The following is a 17,492-nucleotide window of genomic DNA, read 5'->3' on the forward strand; positions in this document are numbered from 1 at the left end:
GTTGACCCTTCGGGGTGCGTCTCTGGCTTACAGTCGCCGACGTGTGGCTGCACCGGGCGATGCACGCGGGCTTCTACGTGCTGCTGACGGCGTCGGCGGCGCGGTACGTCGCGTACCACGGCGCCGATCTCCTCGTGCTCGGCCTGGCCGTTGGGCTGGGGGTTCTGTACCCGGCCGGCGTGCGGTGGACGCGGGCGTTGCCGTTGGTGCTCGCCGTGTGGCTCGTGCTGGTGTGGGTCGCGCCGAGCTTCGGGTGGTGTGCGATTCCGCTGTTCTTCCAGTGCCTGCGCCAGTTGCGGCCACGGGTGGCGCTGCCGGTCGCGGGCGTTCTGACGGTCGCCGTGGTGCTCGCCCAGATCCGGCTGGCTCCCGCGTTCGACCTGTCGCTGGTCCTCGGCCCGGTGGGCGTGGCGGTGCTGACGACGGCCGTGTTCTTCGACCGCGCGCGGCTGCTGCACGAGGCCGGCGTCCTGGAGGAGCGGCAGCGCCTGGCCCGCGAGATCCACGACACCCTGGCGCAGGGCTTTTCCAGCATCAACCTGCTGCTGTCGCTGGGTGACTCCGGACGTGCCGCCGAGGTGGCCCGCGAGAACCTCGCCGAAGCTCGCCGGTTCGTCCGCGACCTCTCGCCTCTACCTGGGACGTTGGTGGACGCGCTGCACCGGCTGTGTTCACACGTCGAGGTCGACGGCGAGCCTTATCCGTTGAGCGTGCAGACCGAGGTGGCGTTGCTGCGGGTCGCCCAAGGTGCCGTGGCCAACGCGTCCGAGCACGCTTCCGCCTCGCGCGTCGCGATCACGTTGTCCTACCTGGGAGACGCGGTGACACTCGACGTCGTGGACGACGGCCGCGGCTTCGATCCGTCTTCGGTGGTGGCGGCCGACGGTCGTGGCTACGGCCTCGCCTCGATCCGCGGGCGCATCGCGGAGCTGGGTGGCACGGTGTCCGTGGAGAGCGCGCCGGGGGAGGGAACCGCTGTGGCCGTGACGGTGCCGACACCATGAGGGTCCTGGTGGTCGACGATCACCCGGTGGTCCGCTTCGGGCTGGTCGGGTTGCTGTCGCGCTCGTTCGAGGTGATCGAGGCTGCGACGGGCGAGGAAGCGGTTCCGCTGGCGTCCACTGTGGACGTCGTGCTGATGGATCTCCAGCTGGGCAAGGGAATCGACGGCGTCGAAGCCACCCGGCAGATCCGAGCTTTGCCCTCGCCACCCCAGGTCGTGGTGCTCACGACGTACGACTCGGACGCCGACATCGTGCGCGCGGTCGAGGCGGGCGCGATCGGCTACCTGCTCAAGGACTGCGCGCCGGACGAGCTGGCCGAGGCCGTGCGCACCGCGTCGACCGGCCAGACCGTGCTGTCCCCGGACATCGCCTCGCGGTTGTTGCGCCAGGTCCGCGGCCCGGCGCCGAAGCTGAGCAAGCGCGAGGTGCAGATCCTGGAGAACCTCGCGAAGGGGCTGTCGAACCGGGAGATCGCCAAGGCGTTGTTCATCAGCGAGGCCACCGTGAAGACCCACCTGGTGCGGATCTTCGCGAAGCTCGGTGTCGAGACGCGGACGGCAGCGGTGACGACCGCGGTGGAACGAAAGCTGATCCGGCTCTAGCAGACCTGTGGGACAGTCACCACCGTCGCGTGATCGCTCGGCAGCATCGCGGAGGGCCTCATGAGATTCTGGTCTGTTGTCGCTGTCGTCCTCAGCGTGGTCGCGGTCTCCATCGCGGCCAACTTCCTCACCTCCGAGCAGTTCTCGTGGACCGGTGGAGCCGACCAGATCACGACCGTCGCCAGCGTCGGGGTGGCCGCGGCCGGCACCTTGGTCGCGCTGTTCGGCCTGCTCGCGCAATGGCGCTCCGAGCGTTCCAATCGCGCGGTCGACGACCGCTGGTACGGCACGGCACCAGGTGGCCGCGACTACTACGCCGAGCTGGAACGGCAGCGGATCGAGGCCATGTTCTCGGCCGAGCAGGTCCGCGGCCTGGAGCGGATGCTCAACCAGCGAGATCAGCTCGCCCGTCAGGTCAACCGCCGACGCGACCTGATCTTCCTCGGGAGTGGCGCGGTTCTCGGCGCTCTCCTCGGAATCCCGGCGTCGTGGATCGCCGATCTGATCGCCCAGCAGTTCTAGTCCAGCTCCGGCGGCGTGGTCTTGGTGAGGCGCGGGTCGGGCCGGCTGCCGGACATCGCGAGCATCCCGCGCAGCACCTGCAGCAGCTTCCGCAGCCCACTCGGCTTGCGCCGGTCGATCCCGGAGATCACCTGCTTCAGCACCGACAGCTGGTCGAAGTAGATCCGTTCGGTGACCAGGTTCTCGTCGGCGTCGAAGATGAAGTAGGCGTTCATGCGGGTGCGGTGCTCGCCGCCGGTCGCCGGGATCTTGCCCAGTGGCCCGAGGTGCGTGCCGAGCAGCCAGAACTCCACGATCACGGCGTCGACGCTGTGCCGGAACGAGATCAGCTCGTGGTGCTGGTCGGGGAAGGCCACGCGCGTGTCGGTGTAGTACTGGCGGACCGCGCTGTCGCCGTCGTGGACGACCATCTGGGCGATGATCTCGTAGTGGGGGTGCGGGAACGTCGAGAGTGTGGCGTCCCAGTCGTGCGCCACCTCGTCGCGGAAGTGGTCGAGCACTAGCTTCTCGCGTGCCTCCAGGACTTCCCTGGGCGGCAGGGTGAACCGGTCAGCCATGAAATGCTCCCTCGAGAAGTTACCCACGGTGTGGGTTAAGCTAAACCCACGGTGTGGGCATTCGCAAGGCACAATGGACAGGTGACCGAAACCCGCCGAGGCCGTCCTCGCACGCCGTTGTTGTCCCGCGAGTCGATCGTCGAGGCCACGCTGAAGGTCATCGACGCGGAAGGCGTCGCGGCGGTCGGCATGCGGTCGGTCGCGCGAGCTCTGGGCGTGGACCCGAAGAGCCTCTACAACCACGTCGAGGGCAAGGACGGGCTGCTGGACGCCGTCACCGAGCACGTGCTCACCACATTGGTCCTGCCCGAACGCACCGGCAACACCAGGAAAGACCTGCACGCCATCGCGGACAGCTTCCGCGACCAGGCACTCAAGCACCCGCAGGCCGCGCCGCTCGTGCTCACCCGCCAGCTCGCGTCGCCGCAGGCGCTCGCCCCGGTCAACGCCGTGCTCCAGGTGCTCATCGACGCCGGCGCGGGCCACGAAGAAGCCGTGCACATGCTGCGGATGCTGCTCGCCACGCTGATCGGCACGCTGCTGCGCGAGGTGTCGGCGGACTTCGGCGACGACCGCGCGGAAACGCTCAGGACGAGCGGACTCGATGCGCTGGCCGCCACCGCGGAGCACCTCGCCCGGTTCGACCGCGCGGCCGAGTACGAGTACACAGTGGACCTCGCGGTCACCGCCGTCCTGCAGCGCATTGATCTTCGGGGCAGACTCGGCCCGTGAACTACCGACGGTGGCCCGCGGTCGCGGCAGCAGGGTTCTCGTTCGCCGCCCTGGTCTACATCCTCGCCGTGTTGACCAAAGCCGGGCAGACCATCGAGAACGCGGCGCTGCGAGGCGCCGACCAGGCCAACGTGTCCGATTCGGACACCGCCTGGCACTCCCTGGGCCAGATCACCGTCTACTCGCTCGCGGCGGCCGTCGTCGCAGTCGCCGCCATCGGCGTGCTGAGGAAGCGTTGGGACCTCACGATCGCGGCGGTCGGCGTGATCGTCGCCGGACAGCTGACGGTCCAGGCGCTCAAGCGGTTCATCCTGCCGCGGCCCGCACTGGTCGAGGTCACCGGCGACTACGCGCACAACAGCCTCCCCAGCGGCCACACGACGATCGCGATGACGGTGTTGTTCGCGGCGATCATCGTGGTGCCGTGGAAGTGGCGCGGCGTGATGCTGTTCTTCGTGCTGCCGTGGGCGACGGCGATCGGCCAGTACACGCTGACCGCCAAGTGGCACAGGCTCAGCGACACTCTCGCCGCCGACGGCATCGCCCTCGCCCTGGCGGCCATCGCCAGCTGGTGGCTGCAACGCAAAGGCTCCCTGAAGCCCTACACCGGACCGAGCCGCAAAGGCAGGGTCGTCCTGGTCGTCGTCTGGTCGTCGATCGCCGCCGCGACCGCGGCTCTCGGCCTCATCCTGTGGGGGTTTTCACTGGCCAACGACGGGCTCAACGCGGATGAGTGGGTCATCTACCTGGGTGCGGGCACGTTCGCCACGGCCGGGTCGCTGACAGCGGCCCTCACGTTCCTCGGGTGCTGGCGCAGAATCGAATGACAACCAGTTGATCACTTGCGCGTCCTGACATGTGGAGAGGTTTCACAAGGAGGGGGACAGGACGTTGGTTGTTGACCGTCGCTCGGTTCTGGCGCTCGGCGCGGGTGTCGCGCTGGCCGTCGCCGTGCCCGCCCAGGCTCAGGCATCGACGATCACCGGCAAGCTGCGCGAGCTCGAGCAGCAGCACCAGGCGCGCCTCGGCGTGTTCGCCACCGACACGGGCAGCGGCCGCACGGTGCTGCACCGCGCGGACGAGCTGTTTCCGCTGTGCTCGACGTTCAAGACCATCGCGGCCGCGGCGATCCTGCGCCGCGACCAGGACGGAACGTTGCTGGACAAGGTGATCCGCTACACCAAGGAGGACGTCGAGAAGTCCGGCTACGGGCCGATCACCGGCAAGCCCGAGAACCTCGCCAACGGCATGACCGTGCGGGCCCTGTGCGAGTCGACCATCACCTTCAGCGACAACTGCGCGGCGAACCTGCTGCTCAAGGAGCTGGGCGGCCCGACGGCGATCAGCCGGTTCAGCCGGTCGATCGGTGACCCGGTCACGCGCCTCGACCGCTACGAGCCGGACCTGAACTCGGCTGAACCGTGCCGCGAGACCGACACGACGTCGCCGCGCGCGATCGGCCAGAGCTACGCGCGTCTCACGCTGGGCCACGCGCTCGGCCGCGAGGACGCCGACCAGCTCACGAAGTGGTTGCTGGCCAACACGACCGGCGACAACCGGATCAAGGCGGGGCTCCCCGCGGGGTGGGGCTGGGGCGACAAGACCGGCAGCGGCAAGTACAGCACCACCAACGACGTCGGCATCGCGTTCCCGCCCGGCCGCGCGCCGATCGTGATCGCGGTGCTGTCCACGAAGAAGGACTTCCCGAACGGTACGGCCGACGAGCCGCTGGTGGTCAGGACCGCGGAGCTGGTGGCTGCCTCGTTCAGCTGAAACCCCGGCGCTCCTGCGTCCTTTCTGGTCAGATGGGGCGCATGAGCACCTGGGGGAAAGCGATCGTGCTCGCGTTCGCGCTGGTCGCCACATTTGTGGTGCCAGCGCACGCGAGCAACCAAATCAGCGTGTCCGCGGCGGAGGTGACGCTGCCGCCGGGCGCGAACTCGGGGTCCGTCGACGTCAGCTGGCACACCGACGGCAACCAGACCGTGCAGATCTGGATCCAGGAGACCGGCAAGGCTCCGAAGCTGTGGCGGCAGGAGGTCAACGGCAGCGCGCCTTGGCCGTACCTGTACGCCGGCACCACGACGACGTTCGAGCTGCGCGGCGGCCCGAACTTCGCCACCGTCCTGGCGCGCACGAGCAGCAAAGCGAAGCTGCCAGGGCAACTCAGTGCCAGTCGCACGCACCTCGCGCTCGCACCCGGCACGACCGGTGAGATCGACCTGAACTGGGCCACGACGCTGTCCGACGCGCAGGTGTGGGTGTCGCACAACGCAGGCTCGCAGAAGCTGTACGCGCAGGGCCCGTCCGGCACCGGCCGCATCACCTGGATCAGCCGCGGCACCACGGTGTTCACGCTCTGGTCCGGCACCGCGCAGGAGCACCTCCTCGACACCCTCGTCGTCACCGCGGACTCGGGCGCGACAGTCGCTTTCGACCGGCCAACAGTCAAGGCTGGCGAGACCGCCACCGTGCGCTGGAGCGGTGGCGAGGCACGGCTGGTCAATGACGACGGCACCGAAACCGTGCTCAACGGCGGATCGGCCGTGGTCAGCACGCAGGGCGCGGACCGCAAGGTCGTGAAGATCTACGAGGGCGGCCAGGTCGTCAGCCACGCCAGCCTCACGATCGTCCCGAACGGCGGCTGGGCGGGCTTCAACTACCTGCCGGAGCACGAGAAGCGCTACCAGGAGTACCTGGAGGACGCGACGTGGCCGCAGGTGCGCGACCAGGTCGCGAGGGACTTCGACGTCATGGCGTCGACCGGTGCGACCGTCGCCAGGGTCGTGCTGTGGCCCGAGAAGAGCACCAACGCTCAAGCCCAGGCTCACAACCTCGCAGATCTGGGCACGATCGCGAAGCAGCGCGGCATCCGGCTCGTCGTCGCGTTCGCCAACAGCTGGCTCACCAACCCGAACTGGCAGAGCAACCGCACGAAGTGGGCCGAGTTCGCCACCACCAGCGCGGACTGGATGAACACCTACATCACCGCGCTGGAACCGACGAACGCTGTCCTGTACTACGACCTGCAGAACGAGACTTCCGGCGTGCGCGGCAACCAGCCGAACCTCCAAAGCGCATACGTGGCAATGGTTTACGACCGCACGGCAGCGCCGAGGGGCAAGCGCGGCATCTCCCTGATGCACGCGTCGACCGACGGCGCCGACCTCGCTGAGGCGCTCGTGGGCAAGCCGCTCGACTTCGTGGACGTCCACGGCTACGGCAACCTCGACCTGCTCGACTCCGCGGTCCCCGGCATGCGGCAGAAGTTCCCGGCCAGCACGGTGATCGTCGGCGAGATCGGCAAGAGCGCCCCGGACGCGCAGAAGGAAGTCGACCAAGCCGACTACACCGGGAAGACGCTGCAGACGGTCCAGAACCTCCAGGTGCCGCTCACGATGGCCTGGGAGCTCTACGACGATCCGCGCACACCGCCGCACCCGAACAGCATCGCGTTCGGCTACCTCACGAAGGAGCGCGCCAAGCCGGCGTTCGGCGTGCTGTGTGCACGGTGGAGCCTCGTCCCGGACTGCGCCACCCTCCGCGAGGCCACCTCGGCGCAACCGGCGACCCTGACGGTGAACGCGACCATCCCGGTACGAGCCGGAGTCCTCGCGACCAACGCGATCCTGCGCGGCAACGGCACGGCCCGGCTGGTGATCACCGAGTTCGATGCGACCGGTGGCGAGGTCGGCACCATCCTGACCGAGCCGGTCGCCATCGGGGCAGCGGGGCTCAACTACCTGCGGCACAAGCCATCCGACGTGCGACTGCAGGCCGCCACCACGTCCGTGCGCATCACCGTGCGGGCAGAAGGCTCGACGTCGCTTCAGGTCGACGCGCTGACCGCGAGCGTCAGGTGATCGGCACCCACAGTTCGATCACCGTGTGGCGGCGGTAGTACTCGATGAGCGGCCTGGAGGAGTCCCACGGCCCCAGGGCTTTGAGCTCCTCCATGGCCGGTCCGATCCGCCCGTACAGCTCGGGCGGATCGCCTTCGAGCATCGTGCGCCGGTACCTGCCGCCGGGCAGCACGCCGATGGCCAGGTCGTAGGAGTCGCCGGACTTGCGCGGTGTGCAGACGGTGTAGGTGCCCGCCGTCTCGTCGATGCGCGCGAACATCTTGCGGCCCTGGAGCCCCACGAGGTTCTCGAACCACTGCCACGCCTCGCTCATCGCGGTGAGCTCGTCGGCGACGGTGTGTTCCAGGACTTCGACAGCGTCTCGGGTGATCACGCCGGCCATGGCAGCGCCTTCTTGTCGGGCTTGCCCAGGGGAGTCAGGGGCAGGCGGTCGATGAGGGTCACGTACCGCGGCACGTGTTCGGGCGTCACCTGCTCGCTCACCGTGCGGCGCAACGCGTCCGGGTCGGGTGAGCGGCCGGGCACCGGTTCGACGACGGCGTGGATCGCCTGCCCGGTGCGGGCGTCGGGAACGCCCACGACAGCGGCCTGCGCGACGTCCGGGTGGGTGGTCAGAGCGGCTTCGATCGGTGCCACGTAACAGGTGTCGGCGTTCACCACGATCACCTCGGCGGCTCGTCCCGCCAAGTGCAGATGGCCGTTCTCCAAAAAACCCAGGTCACCGGTGCGCAGCCAGCCGTCGTGCAGCACTTCCGCGGTGAGCTCAGGACGACGCCAATAGCCGGTCATCGTGCCGGGTGACCGCACCAGCACGTGCCCGTCCTGGATCTTCACCTCGACGCCGGGCACCGGTCGTCCCACCGACGTCAGGTTCTCCGCCGCGTCGGCGTGGTCGAGGTAGGTGATCGCGAAGCTCTCGAACTGCCCGTACGCCTGCGCCACCACCGGTCCGTACCGGTCGATCGCCTGGCGGTAGCGGTACGGCAGCAGGGGAGCGCCGCCGGTCGTGACGTGCACCAGTCCCGGGATCTCGGCCGCGTCGTCCAGCAACCGGTAGAGGTACGACGGGTAGAAGTGCACGGCAGCCCTGCCTGCCCGCGCGCAAGCCTCCACAAAGGACTCGACCGCGAAGGTGCGGTGGATCTCCAGCGGAACTCCCAGCCGCATCAGTGCGGGCCCGACCGTGCCGAGCGCGTGCGCCAACGGCGTCACGACGATCAACCGCGTGCCTTCCGGGTAGCGCGGACGCTCGGCGAACGACGCCGTCACGAACTCCAGCGCCTCGAACGTCAGCATCACCGCCTTCGACTCACCGGTCGTGCCGCCGGTGTAGACGAGCTGGGCGACGTCGGAGTCGAGTGCCTGCACCGCAACGGGTTCGGTGGAGTCCACAGTGGAGACGAGTTCGGCCGGATCGGAGACGATCAAGGCCGCGTCGACGTCGCGCTCCAGGAACGGCAGCCCGCCAACGACGTGATCGGGATCCAGCGCCACGAACCGCAGTCCGAGCACCTGGGCGGCGAACTTCAGCGCCAGCAGCTCCCACCGGTTGCCCATCAGTGCGCCGAGTCCGTCGCCGCGCTTCAACCCGTGCCGCGTCAACGCGTGACAGAACCTGTTGATCTCGGCACGCAATTCCCGGTACGACAATTCGACTGAGCCGTCGATCAACGCGAGTCGATCGTCGAATTCGTCGAACGCGTTCAACGTGTTGTGCACCAAGCGAGCCATCGCGATCCCCCTTCGCGAAGCCGACCCTAGTGGAATCCAAATTCAGCGGCTACATTAAGAATGCGAATCTCGTTCACGTTCCCAAAGGCGGCGGCGATGCGGCGAGCGGTTCTCCTGACAGTCCTGTTCCTCTTCTCGTGGATGATCACTCCGGCTCAGGCGGAGTCGTTCGACGGCACCGAGTTACGGGTGTCCGGAGGGGTGTTCCGCGACGAGCACGGCCGAGAGGTGGTGCTGCGCGGCTTCAACGTCTCCGGCACCGCGAAGCTCGCCGAGCACCGCGGCCTGCCGTTCGCGACCGTCGCGGACGCTCGCAAGTCGGCGGCGGCGATGAAGCAGCTCACCGGTGCGAACGCCGTGCGGTTCCTGCTGACGTGGGCCTGGATCGAACCGCAGCGCGGCCAGATCGACCACGCGTACCTCGATGGAGTGACGGCGCAGTTGCGCGCCTTCACCGATCAGGGGATTCGCGTCTACCTCGACTTCCACCAGGACCTGTTCTCGCGCTACCTGTTCAACAAGGACAGCTGGTACACCGGCGACGGCGCCCCGGCGTGGGCGGCGGCCGGGTACCCCAAGGAGTCGTGCGGCATCTGCGTCCACTGGGGCCAGAACATGAAGAACAACAACGCCGTCACCACCGCGACCTACGACTTCTGGCACAACCGCAACGGCGTGCAGGAGTCGTTCGTCAACGCGGCCGGCGGGGCGCTCAAGCACGTGAAGGAAGCCTTGCCCGCCAACGAGTTCAAGCTCGTCGTCGGCGTAGACCCGCTCAACGAGCCCTACGCGGGCAAGTACGACAGCGGGCAGACCTCGCAAACGTGGGAGCGCGACCTCCTGATGCCGTTCTACCAGCGCTTCCGCACCGAGATGGACGAGGCGGGGTGGACGACCAAGCCCGCTTTCGTGGAGCCGCTGGTGTTCTGGAACCAGAACGTGGACTTCTTCGCCGAACCCGGCGGGCTCACTCTCGTGCAGAACCTCGGTGAGCGGTTCGTGTTCAACGCGCACTTCTACGACGGCAAGGCGCAGTCCGGCGTCCTCATGCCGGGCAAGGCGGGCGACGGTCAGTACACCCAGGCGTTCGGCACGATCCGCGACCGCGCCAAAGCACTCGGCACCACCGCGATCGTCTCCGAGTTCGGTCACCCGGTCTCCGGTTTCACGTCCGACAAGACGCCGTCCGTGCTCAAGGCGATCTACCAGGGTCTGGATTCCACGGCCTCCGGCGCCCGCTGGTGGTCGGCGCCGCGCGGCACGGTCGTCTCGGGCAGTCAGTGGCACTGGGACGTCAACTACGGCCGCCACCGCGAGCTGATGAACGACAACCCGGGCAAGGTCAAGACCGACGGCGACGCCATGAACGACGAGCACTTCTCGGCCGTGAAGCTCGACGCGTCCGGCAACCCGGTGCTCACCGTCGACCGCGCGATCGTCGACCGCGTCTACCCGCAGGCCGTCGCGGGCACCACGCTCGCCTTCACCTACGAGGACCGCGCCTACCAGACGTGGCAGCAGATCCCGCTGCCCGCCGTGCGAAACCTGGTCGGCTCGGCCCCGTTCGCCGTGCTCGTCTGGGACTCGACCGGCGGCGCGGCACCGACCGAGCTGCACCTGCCGGAGTCACTGCGCTCACCGCTGGTCGTGAGCTCGGTGCCGTCGACGGTGAACGGCGACAAGCTGCTCCTCACGGGAGGCGCGGGACGGCAGTTCGCGCTGGTCACGGCCCCGTCGGGCGGCAACACGGCCGTGGCGGAGGCAGAGCTGAGGCAGTGGTACCAGAGCTGGTGACTTGCAGCTGTTACGTAGCCTGGTGGAGTGCGTACTAGGCCCACTCTCACCTGGTCTCCGACAGGCCCGTCGCTGCCGCGCACCTCCACCCTCGCCGACGTCGTCCCGATCGTCGCCGACGGCGGTGTGCTGGTGCTCAGCGGCGCGGGCCTGTCCACGGAGTCCGGCATCCCCGACTACCGCGGCGAGGGCGGCTCCCTGCGCAAGCACACCCCGATGACGTACGAGGAGTTCACCGGCAACCCGGCCGGCCGGCAGCGCTACTGGGCCCGCAGCCACGTCGGCTGGCGCACCATCGCCCGCGCGCACCCGAACGCCGGCCACCACGCGGTCACGAAGCTGGCGCCGCGGCTGTCCGGCGTCATCACCCAGAACGTCGACGGCCTGCACCAGGCCGCGGGCTCGCAGGACGTCGTCGAACTGCACGGCGGCCTCGACCGCGTGATCTGCCTCGACTGCAAGCTCCTGTCACCGCGCCTCGACCTCGACCGCCGTCTGCGCGAGGCGAACCCGACGTTCGCGGCCACCACCAGCGAGATCAACCCGGACGGCGACGTCTTCCTGCCCGAGGAGCAGGTGCGCGGCTTCGAGGTCGTCGGCTGCACGGACTGCGGCGGCGTCCTCAAGCCGGATGTCGTGTTCTTCGGCGAGAACGTGCCGCGCCCACGCGTCGAGCAGTGCTACTCGCTCGTCGACAACGCCCGTTCCCTGCTCGTCCTCGGCTCCTCGCTGACGGTCATGTCCGGGCTGAGGTTCGTGCGTCGCGCCTCGGAGTCCGGAATCCCGGTGGTGATCATCAACCGCGGCGAGACGCGAGGCGACCCGTACGCGTCGCACCGCGTAGACCTGCCGTTGGGGACATCGCTGACCGAGCTGGCGGGCCTAGTTCTGTGACCTGAACTGGTCCAGCACCCGCCGCTCCCGCTTCGTCGGCCGCCCGGCACCCCGATCCCGCCGCGCGATGGGGATGTCCGGCGGTGGCGGGGGAGTGCGGTCGATGAAGCACGTGGCCGCGTCCGCCGCACCGACCCGCTTCTGGATCACCCGCACGACCTCGACGATCTTCGTCTTGTCGCCGACGCGCGCCCGCACCTGATCACCCGGCACGACCACGGTGGACGGTTTCGCGGGCTTGTCGTTGACGCGCACGTGGCCGCCCCGGCACGCCTGGGCGGCGTCCGGGCGGGTCTTCGTCAGCCGGACCGCCCACAGCCAACGGTCGATGCGCGTGGACTCCACCCCGCCATCATGGCACTCTCGGAGATCATGAGGATCCTGGCGGTCGCAGTCACGATTTTCGGCACCCTCGCCGCGTCGCTCACGTCCGTCGGCCCGCTCGGCGAGCTCACCGGCCTGGCGGTCAAGCGCATCGAGGTGGCGGACCTGGTGGCAGCAGCCAAGTTCGGCACGTCCCAGCCCATCGACGACCCGGCGCGCGAGCAGCAGGTGCTAGACACCGTGCGCACCAAGGCCGTTCAACTCGGCCTCAACCCGGAGAACGCGGCACGCTTCTTCCGCGCCCAGATCGAGGCGAACAAGCTGGTGCAGCGCGGCCTCTACGCGCGCTGGACCGAGCACCCAGAGGAAGTCCCGACGCGCAAACCCGATCTGGGCACCGAGGTCCGGCCGATCCTCGACCGGCTCACCACCGACATCCTCGCCGAGCTCAAGGACACCGAGCAGCTCCGCAAACCGACGCTGAGGTGCGAGATCCACGCGACGATCGCGGAACGGTCCGCGGTCGTGCTGCACCACCTGGACAGCTTGCACGAGAACGCCTTGGCCGAGGCGATGCGCACGGTCTGTTCCAAGTAGACGGTCAGAACGGCGGCAACGGGTGCGCGCCTTCGGGCCGCAACCCGTCGAACACGATCGCCAGATAGCGTTCCCACAGATCAGGCCGCCCGTCGGGCACGTGCTTGACCACGTCGTTGGGCACGCACATCAACAGCATCACGTCAGTACCGGTGACGTCGGACCGCAACGCGCCCGCTGATCGTGCCCGATCCACCAGCGCGGTGATGGCCGCGGACATCCGCATCTGCGCCTCGCCGACGTCCACGCCGAGGTCCGCGGCCAGAACCTGCAGGTCGAGCTGCTGCCGTTGCCGTGCGGCGAACCTCAGGAACTCCAGCACTGCCGCCCCCGCGTCGGGGGCCTCTGCCAGCTCCAAAGCCAGCGCCGTCAGCCGTTCCACGCGGTCCAGCACGATCGCGGCGATCAGGTCGTGCTTGGTCGGGAAATGCCGGAACACCGTGCCCTTGCCGAGCCCCGCCCGTGCGGCGATGGCGGCGACCGGCGCGTCCACCCCGTGCAGGGCGATCTCCTCGACGGCGGCCTCCAGCAGCAGCGAACGGTTCCGGGCCGCGTCGGCGCGCAAAGACACGTCACGCAGACTAGCAAAGTTGACCGCGCGGTCCGCTTCGTGCACTCTAAGGTGACCAGTCGGTCCGTTTAGGGGAGTGAACGTTGAAGGCAGTCATCGCGACCGGCCCACCGGAGAACTACGTCCTCGGCGACGTGCCGGTGCCGAGCCCAGGACCAGGGCAGATGTTGGTCCGCATCGCCGCGGCCTCGATCAACCAGGCCGACGTCATGCCTCTGGACACATCTCGCACGCCCGGCAACGACTTCGCCGGCACGGTTGTCGAGACCGGCGAGGGCGTGTCGGCGTTCCGGGAAGGCGACGAGATCTTCGGCGTGGCCCTGCCGCGCGCGATTCGGGAGATGGCCGGCCCGCGGCCGTCGCTGAGCACCGGTTCGCTGGCCGAGTACGCGGTGTTCGAGGCCGACACCCCGCTGCTGGCGCACCGCCCGCCGAGCCTGAGCGTTCAGCACGCGGCCGCACTCGCGACGGCGGGCCTGACCGCGCGGGCACTTCTGCTGACCGCGCAACCGAAAGCGACCGCGCTGGTCGTGGGCGCGACCGGAGGGGTGGGCACCGCGCTGGTCCCGCTGCTCGCCGGAGCGGGCGTCGAGGTCATCGCCACCGCCACCGCCGAGGACGCCGAACTGATCCGCGGTCTCGGCGCCAAGCACACCATCGGCTACACCGACGCCTACCCGGCCGTGGACACGGCGTACAACCTCGCGCTGCCGAGCGACGAGCTCGACCGGATCGCGGAGGCCGTGAAACCCGGTGGTCAGCTGCTCACCATCACCTACCCGGTGCCTGAACCGGGCCGCTACGCCGTCGACACGAGGTTCGTGCTGGACCTGAGCGGTGAGCTCGGTGGCATGCGCGAGGTCGCTGAAGCCGCAGCACAAGGCTTGCTACGGGCGACCATCGGCAGGCACTACACCCTCGACGAGGGCGCGCAGGCGTGCGTCGACTTCGCCAGGAAGCACACCACGGGCAAGCTCGTCGTCACGGTGTGACCACTGTGGACGGTAGGCCGAGCATCCGCGCCAGGCCGGACAGTTCCAGCACCCGCGTCACCTGAACCGACGCGGAGGACAGGCGCAACCCACCAGCGGCGGCGGAAGCACGCGCGTGGCCTCGCACGAGCGCGCTCACCCCGCTGGAGTCGCAGAAGGAGACCGCGCTCAGGTCCAGGACGACGTAGCGGTGGCCCTGGTCGAGCAGGCGGTCGAGCCGGGAGAGCAGTCGCTCCGCGCCGGTGCCCGCGAGCTCACCGGAGAGGGTGAGAAGGGTGGAGGCGGGCGACGACTCGGTCACCGTGACTTCGAGCATTTCGCAGTGGTACCCAGCGGCGGACCGCCGGAAACGCGGTCCGCTGACCGGTTTTCGAGTTGTTCGGCAGGGAGCTGGAGTAGTTCTCTCGAAGTACCGGCGAAAGGGAATCCACGTGCGCGTTCTGCTGACCTCGTTGCCCATCCGCTCCCACCTGATGCCGACGGTGGTGCCGCTCGCGCGGGCGTTCCGCGACCGGGGGCACGACGCGGTGATCGCGACAGGGCCGGCCATGGCGCACGTCGAGCACACCGTCGTGATGCCGGACATCCCGGCGCCGTCGGACTTCGGCCCGCCACCGCCGTGGATCCCTGAGCGCGACGGCACGCTGGACGTGCCGCTGTGGGCGGACGAGCTGGTCGTCAGGGCGGCGGCGAACATCCTCGACTTCGCCCGCACCTGGCGTCCTGACGTGATCGTGCGCGAGACCAACGAGTACGGCGGCCAGATCGCGGCGGAGGTGCTCGGCATCCCGCACGCGGTCGTCGACATCGCGCCGTTCGCGCCGCTGGAGATCGAGCACCTGGACGAGCGCAAGGACAAGGTGCGCGCCAGGTTCCACGTCGCGGGCACGGATTCGTCGTTCACCGCGGGCCTCGCGCCGTCGTACTGGCACCCGGCCCAGCACCACTACCGCGTGCCGACGGACCGGACTTCGGTGGACGGCCCGGAGATCGTCGCCACGTTCGGCACCAACGCGGCGCTGTTGCTGAGCGGCTCGAACCTGCTCCACGTCGTCGCGGACGCGTTGGGTCGGCTCCCGGTGCGTTCGGTGCTGGCGATCGGCGAGGGCGAGTGGACCGGACCGCGACCGGCCAACGTCGAACTGCTGCCGGAGATCCCGCAACAGCAGTTGCTCAACTCCGCGAAGGTGTTCGTGACGCACGCGGGCTACAGCAGTGTGCGCGAGTCGTTGACCGCGGGAGTTCCGATGGTCTCGCTGCCGTTGTTCGCCGACCAGCCGCGCAACGCCGCGAAAGTCGAGGAGCTGAAAGCCGGGGTGAGCGTCGAGGTGAAAGGCCTGACCGCCGGCGGACTGGCGGAAAAGATCACTCACGTTCTCGACGTGAAGGCATACCACGACACGGCTGAGACATTGGCGGCACAGATGGCGGAACTGCCGGTGTTCACGGAAATTCCGGACCACCTCGTATCCGCTGTGTGACGACGTTTTGGTTGTCGCCAAAAGCTTCGACGGTAATTTCGTCCGTCTGGAGACTTGGCGGTGGGGCAGGTGCTTGTTGGGGAGAACAGGACGCCTGATAGAGGGGATACAGGGGGATTATATGAAGAGGCACTCGCGCGACAGTTTCTTCGTCGTGGGTGAAGGTGTGCTGGAATTCGACGGCATCGGTGAGGCCACCACGCGTCAGCCCTCCACGACGGAGGAGTTGCGAAGGTTCCGGTTCTCGCGCCTGGGTCCCAAGGGGCCGAAGACCGACGACGCGGCGCGGGAAGCCCTCGCTCTCGCGATGACGTCCGGAGATCAGCCCGACTCGGAGAACCCGGCCGTTCCGGCGGGCTTCACCTACCTCGGCCAGTTCGTCGACCACGACCTGACGATGGACCGCACCGAGTCGCAGCTCGGCCAGGACGTCAACGTGGACGAGCTGCTGCAGGGCCGCTCGCCCGCGCTGGACCTCGACTCGGTCTACGGCCGCGGTCCGCGCGACAAGGACGACCAGGTCTTCTACGCCGAGGACGGCGTGAAGCTCAAGATGGGCACCACGTCGGACGCGGGCCCCGGGTTCCCGCCGATGGAGGGGTTCGACCTGCCGCGCCGCGGTGGGACGGCGGGCACGCCCGCGGATCGGCGCGCGCCGCTGATCCCGGACGCGCGCAACGACGAGAACCTGGCCATCGCGCAGACGCACCTGGCGTTCATCCGCTTCCACAACCGCGTGGTGGACGAGCTCGCGCTCACCGGCCTCACCGGTGACCGGCTCTTCCGCGCGGCCAAGGAGCTCGTGGTCCGGCACTACCAGTTCATGCTGAAGACGGACTTCCTGCCGCGGATCATCGACCCGGCGATCGTGGACGACGTCTTCACCAACGGCCGGAAGTTCTTCGAGGTCCCGGGCCAGTACTACGGCCGGGACAACACGCCGACGATGCCGATCGAGTTCTCGGTCGCGTCCTACCGGCTCGGTCACAGCATGATCCGCGACGCCTACCAGTGGAACCGCGTGTTCAACACGACCGGCATCGTGCCGGGAACGTTGTTCCTGCTGTTCGTCTTCACCGGCACGTCGGGCAACTTCGACCCGAGCTCCACGGTGCCGGACCTGGACGACGTGAACAGGGGCACGACGTTCACGTTGCCCAGCAACTGGATCGCGGACTTCCGCCGCCTCTACGACTTCACCGAGGCGGACCGGGACGACCTGATCCCGCCGGCGGAGTTCGGCGGCGGCAACGTCACCAAGCGGATCGACTCGCTGCTGGTGGACCCGCTGCGGCAGCTGCCGGCCGGCACGTTCGGCGGCCGTGGCACGCAGTTCCCGGAGATCCAGCGCAACCTCGCGTTCCGCAACCTGACCAGGGCGAACATGATGGAGCTCGCCACCGGTCAGCAGATCGCGGAGCTGTTCGGGGTCGAGCCGCTCACCGCCGAGGAGATCCTCGTCGGCAACGGCGGCGCGAACCTGGACTCGCTGACCGAGGAGCAGAAGGCGCAGCTCGCCGAGGCGACGCCGTTGTGGTTCTACGTCCTGCGCGAGGCGGAGCTCAACAACGGCCTGATGGGTCCCGTGGGTGGCCGGCTGACGGCCGAGGTGTTCCACCGGGCGATCGAAGGCAGCCGGATCTCGATCGTGCGCTCGCCGTACTGGCGGCCGACGCTCGGACCGGACTCGTCGACGTTCCGGATGGTCGACCTGCTGCTGTTCGCCTTCGAAGGCAAGGCGGACCTGCTGAACCCGCTCGGGGATCCGCAGCCTGGCGCCTGATCTTCCTCGTTCCTCCTGTCTGGCTGGGTGGTGGCAGCCAGACAG

The 17,492-nt window shown here is 68.7% G+C and carries 19 protein-coding genes; 13 read left to right on the plus strand and 6 right to left on the minus strand.

Annotated elements, in window-relative coordinates; genetic code table 11:
• Positions 1-41 precede the first annotated feature (41 nt).
• Genes AB0M24_RS09825 through AB0M24_RS09835 form a run of 3 tightly spaced genes read left to right on the plus strand, consistent with a single transcriptional unit; the run spans position 42 to position 2,128 of the window.
• Positions 42-1,004 (plus strand): sensor histidine kinase, encoded by a 963-nt coding sequence (locus AB0M24_RS09825; protein WP_363763524.1) that lies wholly within the window; start codon positions 42-44, stop codon positions 1,002-1,004.
• Positions 1,001-1,606, plus strand: coding sequence for a response regulator transcription factor (locus tag AB0M24_RS09830; RefSeq protein ID WP_363763527.1), 606 nt, complete (start codon positions 1,001-1,003; stop codon positions 1,604-1,606). The genes AB0M24_RS09825 and AB0M24_RS09830 overlap by 4 nt, the downstream gene beginning before the upstream one ends.
• Before the next feature lie 60 nt (positions 1,607-1,666).
• Complete coding sequence (locus tag AB0M24_RS09835; RefSeq protein WP_363763530.1) at positions 1,667-2,128, plus strand: hypothetical protein; 462 nt, start codon at positions 1,667-1,669, stop codon at positions 2,126-2,128.
• On the opposite strand, the gene AB0M24_RS09840 is transcribed toward AB0M24_RS09835, so the two are convergent.
• Positions 2,125-2,685, minus strand: coding sequence for an ester cyclase (locus AB0M24_RS09840; RefSeq protein ID WP_363763533.1), 561 nt, complete (start codon positions 2,683-2,685; stop codon positions 2,125-2,127). The two genes, AB0M24_RS09835 and AB0M24_RS09840, sit on opposite strands and share 4 nt — an antisense overlap.
• An 81-nt stretch (positions 2,686-2,766) precedes the next feature.
• On the opposite strand from AB0M24_RS09840, the gene AB0M24_RS09845 reads away from it, so the two are divergent.
• The 4 genes from AB0M24_RS09845 to AB0M24_RS09860 all read left to right on the plus strand — a co-directional run bounded on the left by AB0M24_RS09845 (position 2,767) and on the right by AB0M24_RS09860 (position 7,280).
• Complete coding sequence (locus tag AB0M24_RS09845; RefSeq protein WP_363763536.1) at positions 2,767-3,417, plus strand: TetR family transcriptional regulator; 651 nt, start codon at positions 2,767-2,769, stop codon at positions 3,415-3,417.
• Positions 3,414-4,244 carry a phosphatase PAP2 family protein gene (locus AB0M24_RS09850; protein WP_363763539.1) on the plus strand — a complete coding sequence of 277 codons (831 nt, stop codon included), beginning with the start codon at positions 3,414-3,416 and terminating at the stop codon, positions 4,242-4,244. Before AB0M24_RS09845 ends, AB0M24_RS09850 begins: the two co-directional genes overlap by 4 nt.
• A gap of 64 nt (positions 4,245-4,308) precedes the next feature.
• Positions 4,309-5,190 (plus strand): class A beta-lactamase, encoded by an 882-nt coding sequence (bla, locus tag AB0M24_RS09855; RefSeq protein WP_363763541.1) that lies wholly within the window; start codon positions 4,309-4,311, stop codon positions 5,188-5,190.
• Positions 5,191-5,231: 41 nt separating this feature from the next.
• On the plus strand, positions 5,232-7,280 hold the full coding sequence (locus AB0M24_RS09860) for a hypothetical protein (protein ID WP_363763544.1): 2,049 nt from the start codon (positions 5,232-5,234) through the stop codon (positions 7,278-7,280).
• Here the strand turns inward: AB0M24_RS09860 and AB0M24_RS09865 are convergent.
• Positions 7,273-7,653, minus strand: a complete 381-nt coding sequence (locus AB0M24_RS09865; RefSeq protein ID WP_363763547.1) for a GyrI-like domain-containing protein — start codon at positions 7,651-7,653, stop codon at positions 7,273-7,275. The two genes, AB0M24_RS09860 and AB0M24_RS09865, sit on opposite strands and share 8 nt — an antisense overlap.
• A complete protein-coding gene (locus AB0M24_RS09870; RefSeq protein WP_363763550.1) occupies positions 7,650-9,011 on the minus strand; it encodes an AMP-binding protein in 1,362 nt (453 codons plus the stop codon). Before AB0M24_RS09870 ends, AB0M24_RS09865 begins: the two co-directional genes overlap by 4 nt.
• A gap of 60 nt (positions 9,012-9,071) precedes the next feature.
• Between AB0M24_RS09870 and AB0M24_RS09875 the strand changes: the two genes are divergently transcribed.
• Complete coding sequence (locus AB0M24_RS09875; protein ID WP_363763553.1) at positions 9,072-10,805, plus strand: cellulase family glycosylhydrolase; 1,734 nt, start codon at positions 9,072-9,074, stop codon at positions 10,803-10,805.
• A 27-nt stretch (positions 10,806-10,832) separates the two neighbouring features.
• The gene (locus AB0M24_RS09880; protein WP_363763555.1) at positions 10,833-11,699 is read left to right on the plus strand and encodes an NAD-dependent protein deacetylase; all 867 of its coding nucleotides are present in this window, start codon (positions 10,833-10,835) and stop codon (positions 11,697-11,699) included.
• Here the strand turns inward: AB0M24_RS09880 and AB0M24_RS09885 are convergent.
• Positions 11,688-12,044, minus strand: coding sequence for an RNA-binding S4 domain-containing protein (locus AB0M24_RS09885; protein ID WP_363763558.1), 357 nt, complete (start codon positions 12,042-12,044; stop codon positions 11,688-11,690). The two genes, AB0M24_RS09880 and AB0M24_RS09885, sit on opposite strands and share 12 nt — an antisense overlap.
• A 27-nt stretch (positions 12,045-12,071) precedes the next feature.
• On the opposite strand from AB0M24_RS09885, the gene AB0M24_RS09890 reads away from it, so the two are divergent.
• Entirely contained in the window at positions 12,072-12,620 is a 549-nt protein-coding gene (locus AB0M24_RS09890) for a chorismate mutase (RefSeq protein ID WP_363763561.1), read from the plus strand.
• A gap of 4 nt (positions 12,621-12,624) precedes the next feature.
• Here AB0M24_RS09890 and AB0M24_RS09895 read toward each other — a convergent pair whose 3' ends face one another.
• A complete protein-coding gene (locus AB0M24_RS09895) occupies positions 12,625-13,191 on the minus strand; it encodes a TetR family transcriptional regulator (RefSeq protein ID WP_363763564.1) in 567 nt (188 codons plus the stop codon).
• 83 nt (positions 13,192-13,274) lie between these two features.
• Between AB0M24_RS09895 and AB0M24_RS09900 the strand changes: the two genes are divergently transcribed.
• On the plus strand, positions 13,275-14,183 hold the full coding sequence (locus AB0M24_RS09900; protein WP_363763567.1) for an NADP-dependent oxidoreductase: 909 nt from the start codon (positions 13,275-13,277) through the stop codon (positions 14,181-14,183).
• Here the strand turns inward: AB0M24_RS09900 and AB0M24_RS09905 are convergent.
• Positions 14,173-14,499 carry an STAS domain-containing protein gene (locus AB0M24_RS09905; protein ID WP_363763570.1) on the minus strand — a complete coding sequence of 109 codons (327 nt, stop codon included), beginning with the start codon at positions 14,497-14,499 and terminating at the stop codon, positions 14,173-14,175. The two genes, AB0M24_RS09900 and AB0M24_RS09905, sit on opposite strands and share 11 nt — an antisense overlap.
• Positions 14,500-14,614: 115 nt before the next feature.
• Here AB0M24_RS09905 and AB0M24_RS09910 point away from each other — a divergent pair, with 115 nt between their 5' ends.
• Together AB0M24_RS09910 and AB0M24_RS09915 are read left to right on the plus strand one after the other, a co-directional pair.
• Positions 14,615-15,664: a glycosyltransferase gene (locus AB0M24_RS09910; protein WP_363763573.1), complete on the plus strand. Its 1,050-nt coding sequence runs from the start codon at positions 14,615-14,617 to the stop codon at positions 15,662-15,664.
• Between the two features lie 121 nt (positions 15,665-15,785).
• Positions 15,786-17,447 carry a heme peroxidase family protein gene (locus AB0M24_RS09915; protein ID WP_363763576.1) on the plus strand — a complete coding sequence of 554 codons (1,662 nt, stop codon included), beginning with the start codon at positions 15,786-15,788 and terminating at the stop codon, positions 17,445-17,447.
• Positions 17,448-17,492 lie beyond the last annotated feature (45 nt).

Source organism: Lentzea sp. NPDC051838 (assembly GCF_040681245.1).
In the GTDB taxonomy this organism is placed as follows: domain Bacteria; phylum Actinomycetota; class Actinomycetes; order Mycobacteriales; family Pseudonocardiaceae; genus Lentzea.

What these genes read in the sequence shown, in the direction of transcription:
- AB0M24_RS09830 (WP_363763527.1), top strand. Translation starts at nt 1,001, where the DNA reads ATGAGGGTCCTGGTGGTCGACGATCACCCGGTGGTCCGCTTCGGGCTG.
- AB0M24_RS09835 (WP_363763530.1), top strand. Translation starts at nt 1,667, where the DNA reads ATGAGATTCTGGTCTGTTGTCGCTGTCGTCCTCAGCGTGGTCGCGGTC.
- AB0M24_RS09840 (WP_363763533.1), bottom strand. Translation starts at nt 2,685, where the DNA reads ATGGCTGACCGGTTCACCCTGCCGCCCAGGGAAGTCCTGGAGGCACGC.
- AB0M24_RS09860 (WP_363763544.1), top strand. Translation starts at nt 5,232, where the DNA reads ATGAGCACCTGGGGGAAAGCGATCGTGCTCGCGTTCGCGCTGGTCGCC.
- AB0M24_RS09870 (WP_363763550.1), bottom strand. Translation starts at nt 9,011, where the DNA reads ATGGCTCGCTTGGTGCACAACACGTTGAACGCGTTCGACGAATTCGAC.
- AB0M24_RS09875 (WP_363763553.1), top strand. Translation starts at nt 9,072, where the DNA reads ATGCGAATCTCGTTCACGTTCCCAAAGGCGGCGGCGATGCGGCGAGCG.
- AB0M24_RS09890 (WP_363763561.1), top strand. Translation starts at nt 12,072, where the DNA reads ATGAGGATCCTGGCGGTCGCAGTCACGATTTTCGGCACCCTCGCCGCG.
- AB0M24_RS09905 (WP_363763570.1), bottom strand. Translation starts at nt 14,499, where the DNA reads ATGCTCGAAGTCACGGTGACCGAGTCGTCGCCCGCCTCCACCCTTCTC.
- AB0M24_RS09915 (WP_363763576.1), top strand. Translation starts at nt 15,786, where the DNA reads ATGAAGAGGCACTCGCGCGACAGTTTCTTCGTCGTGGGTGAAGGTGTG.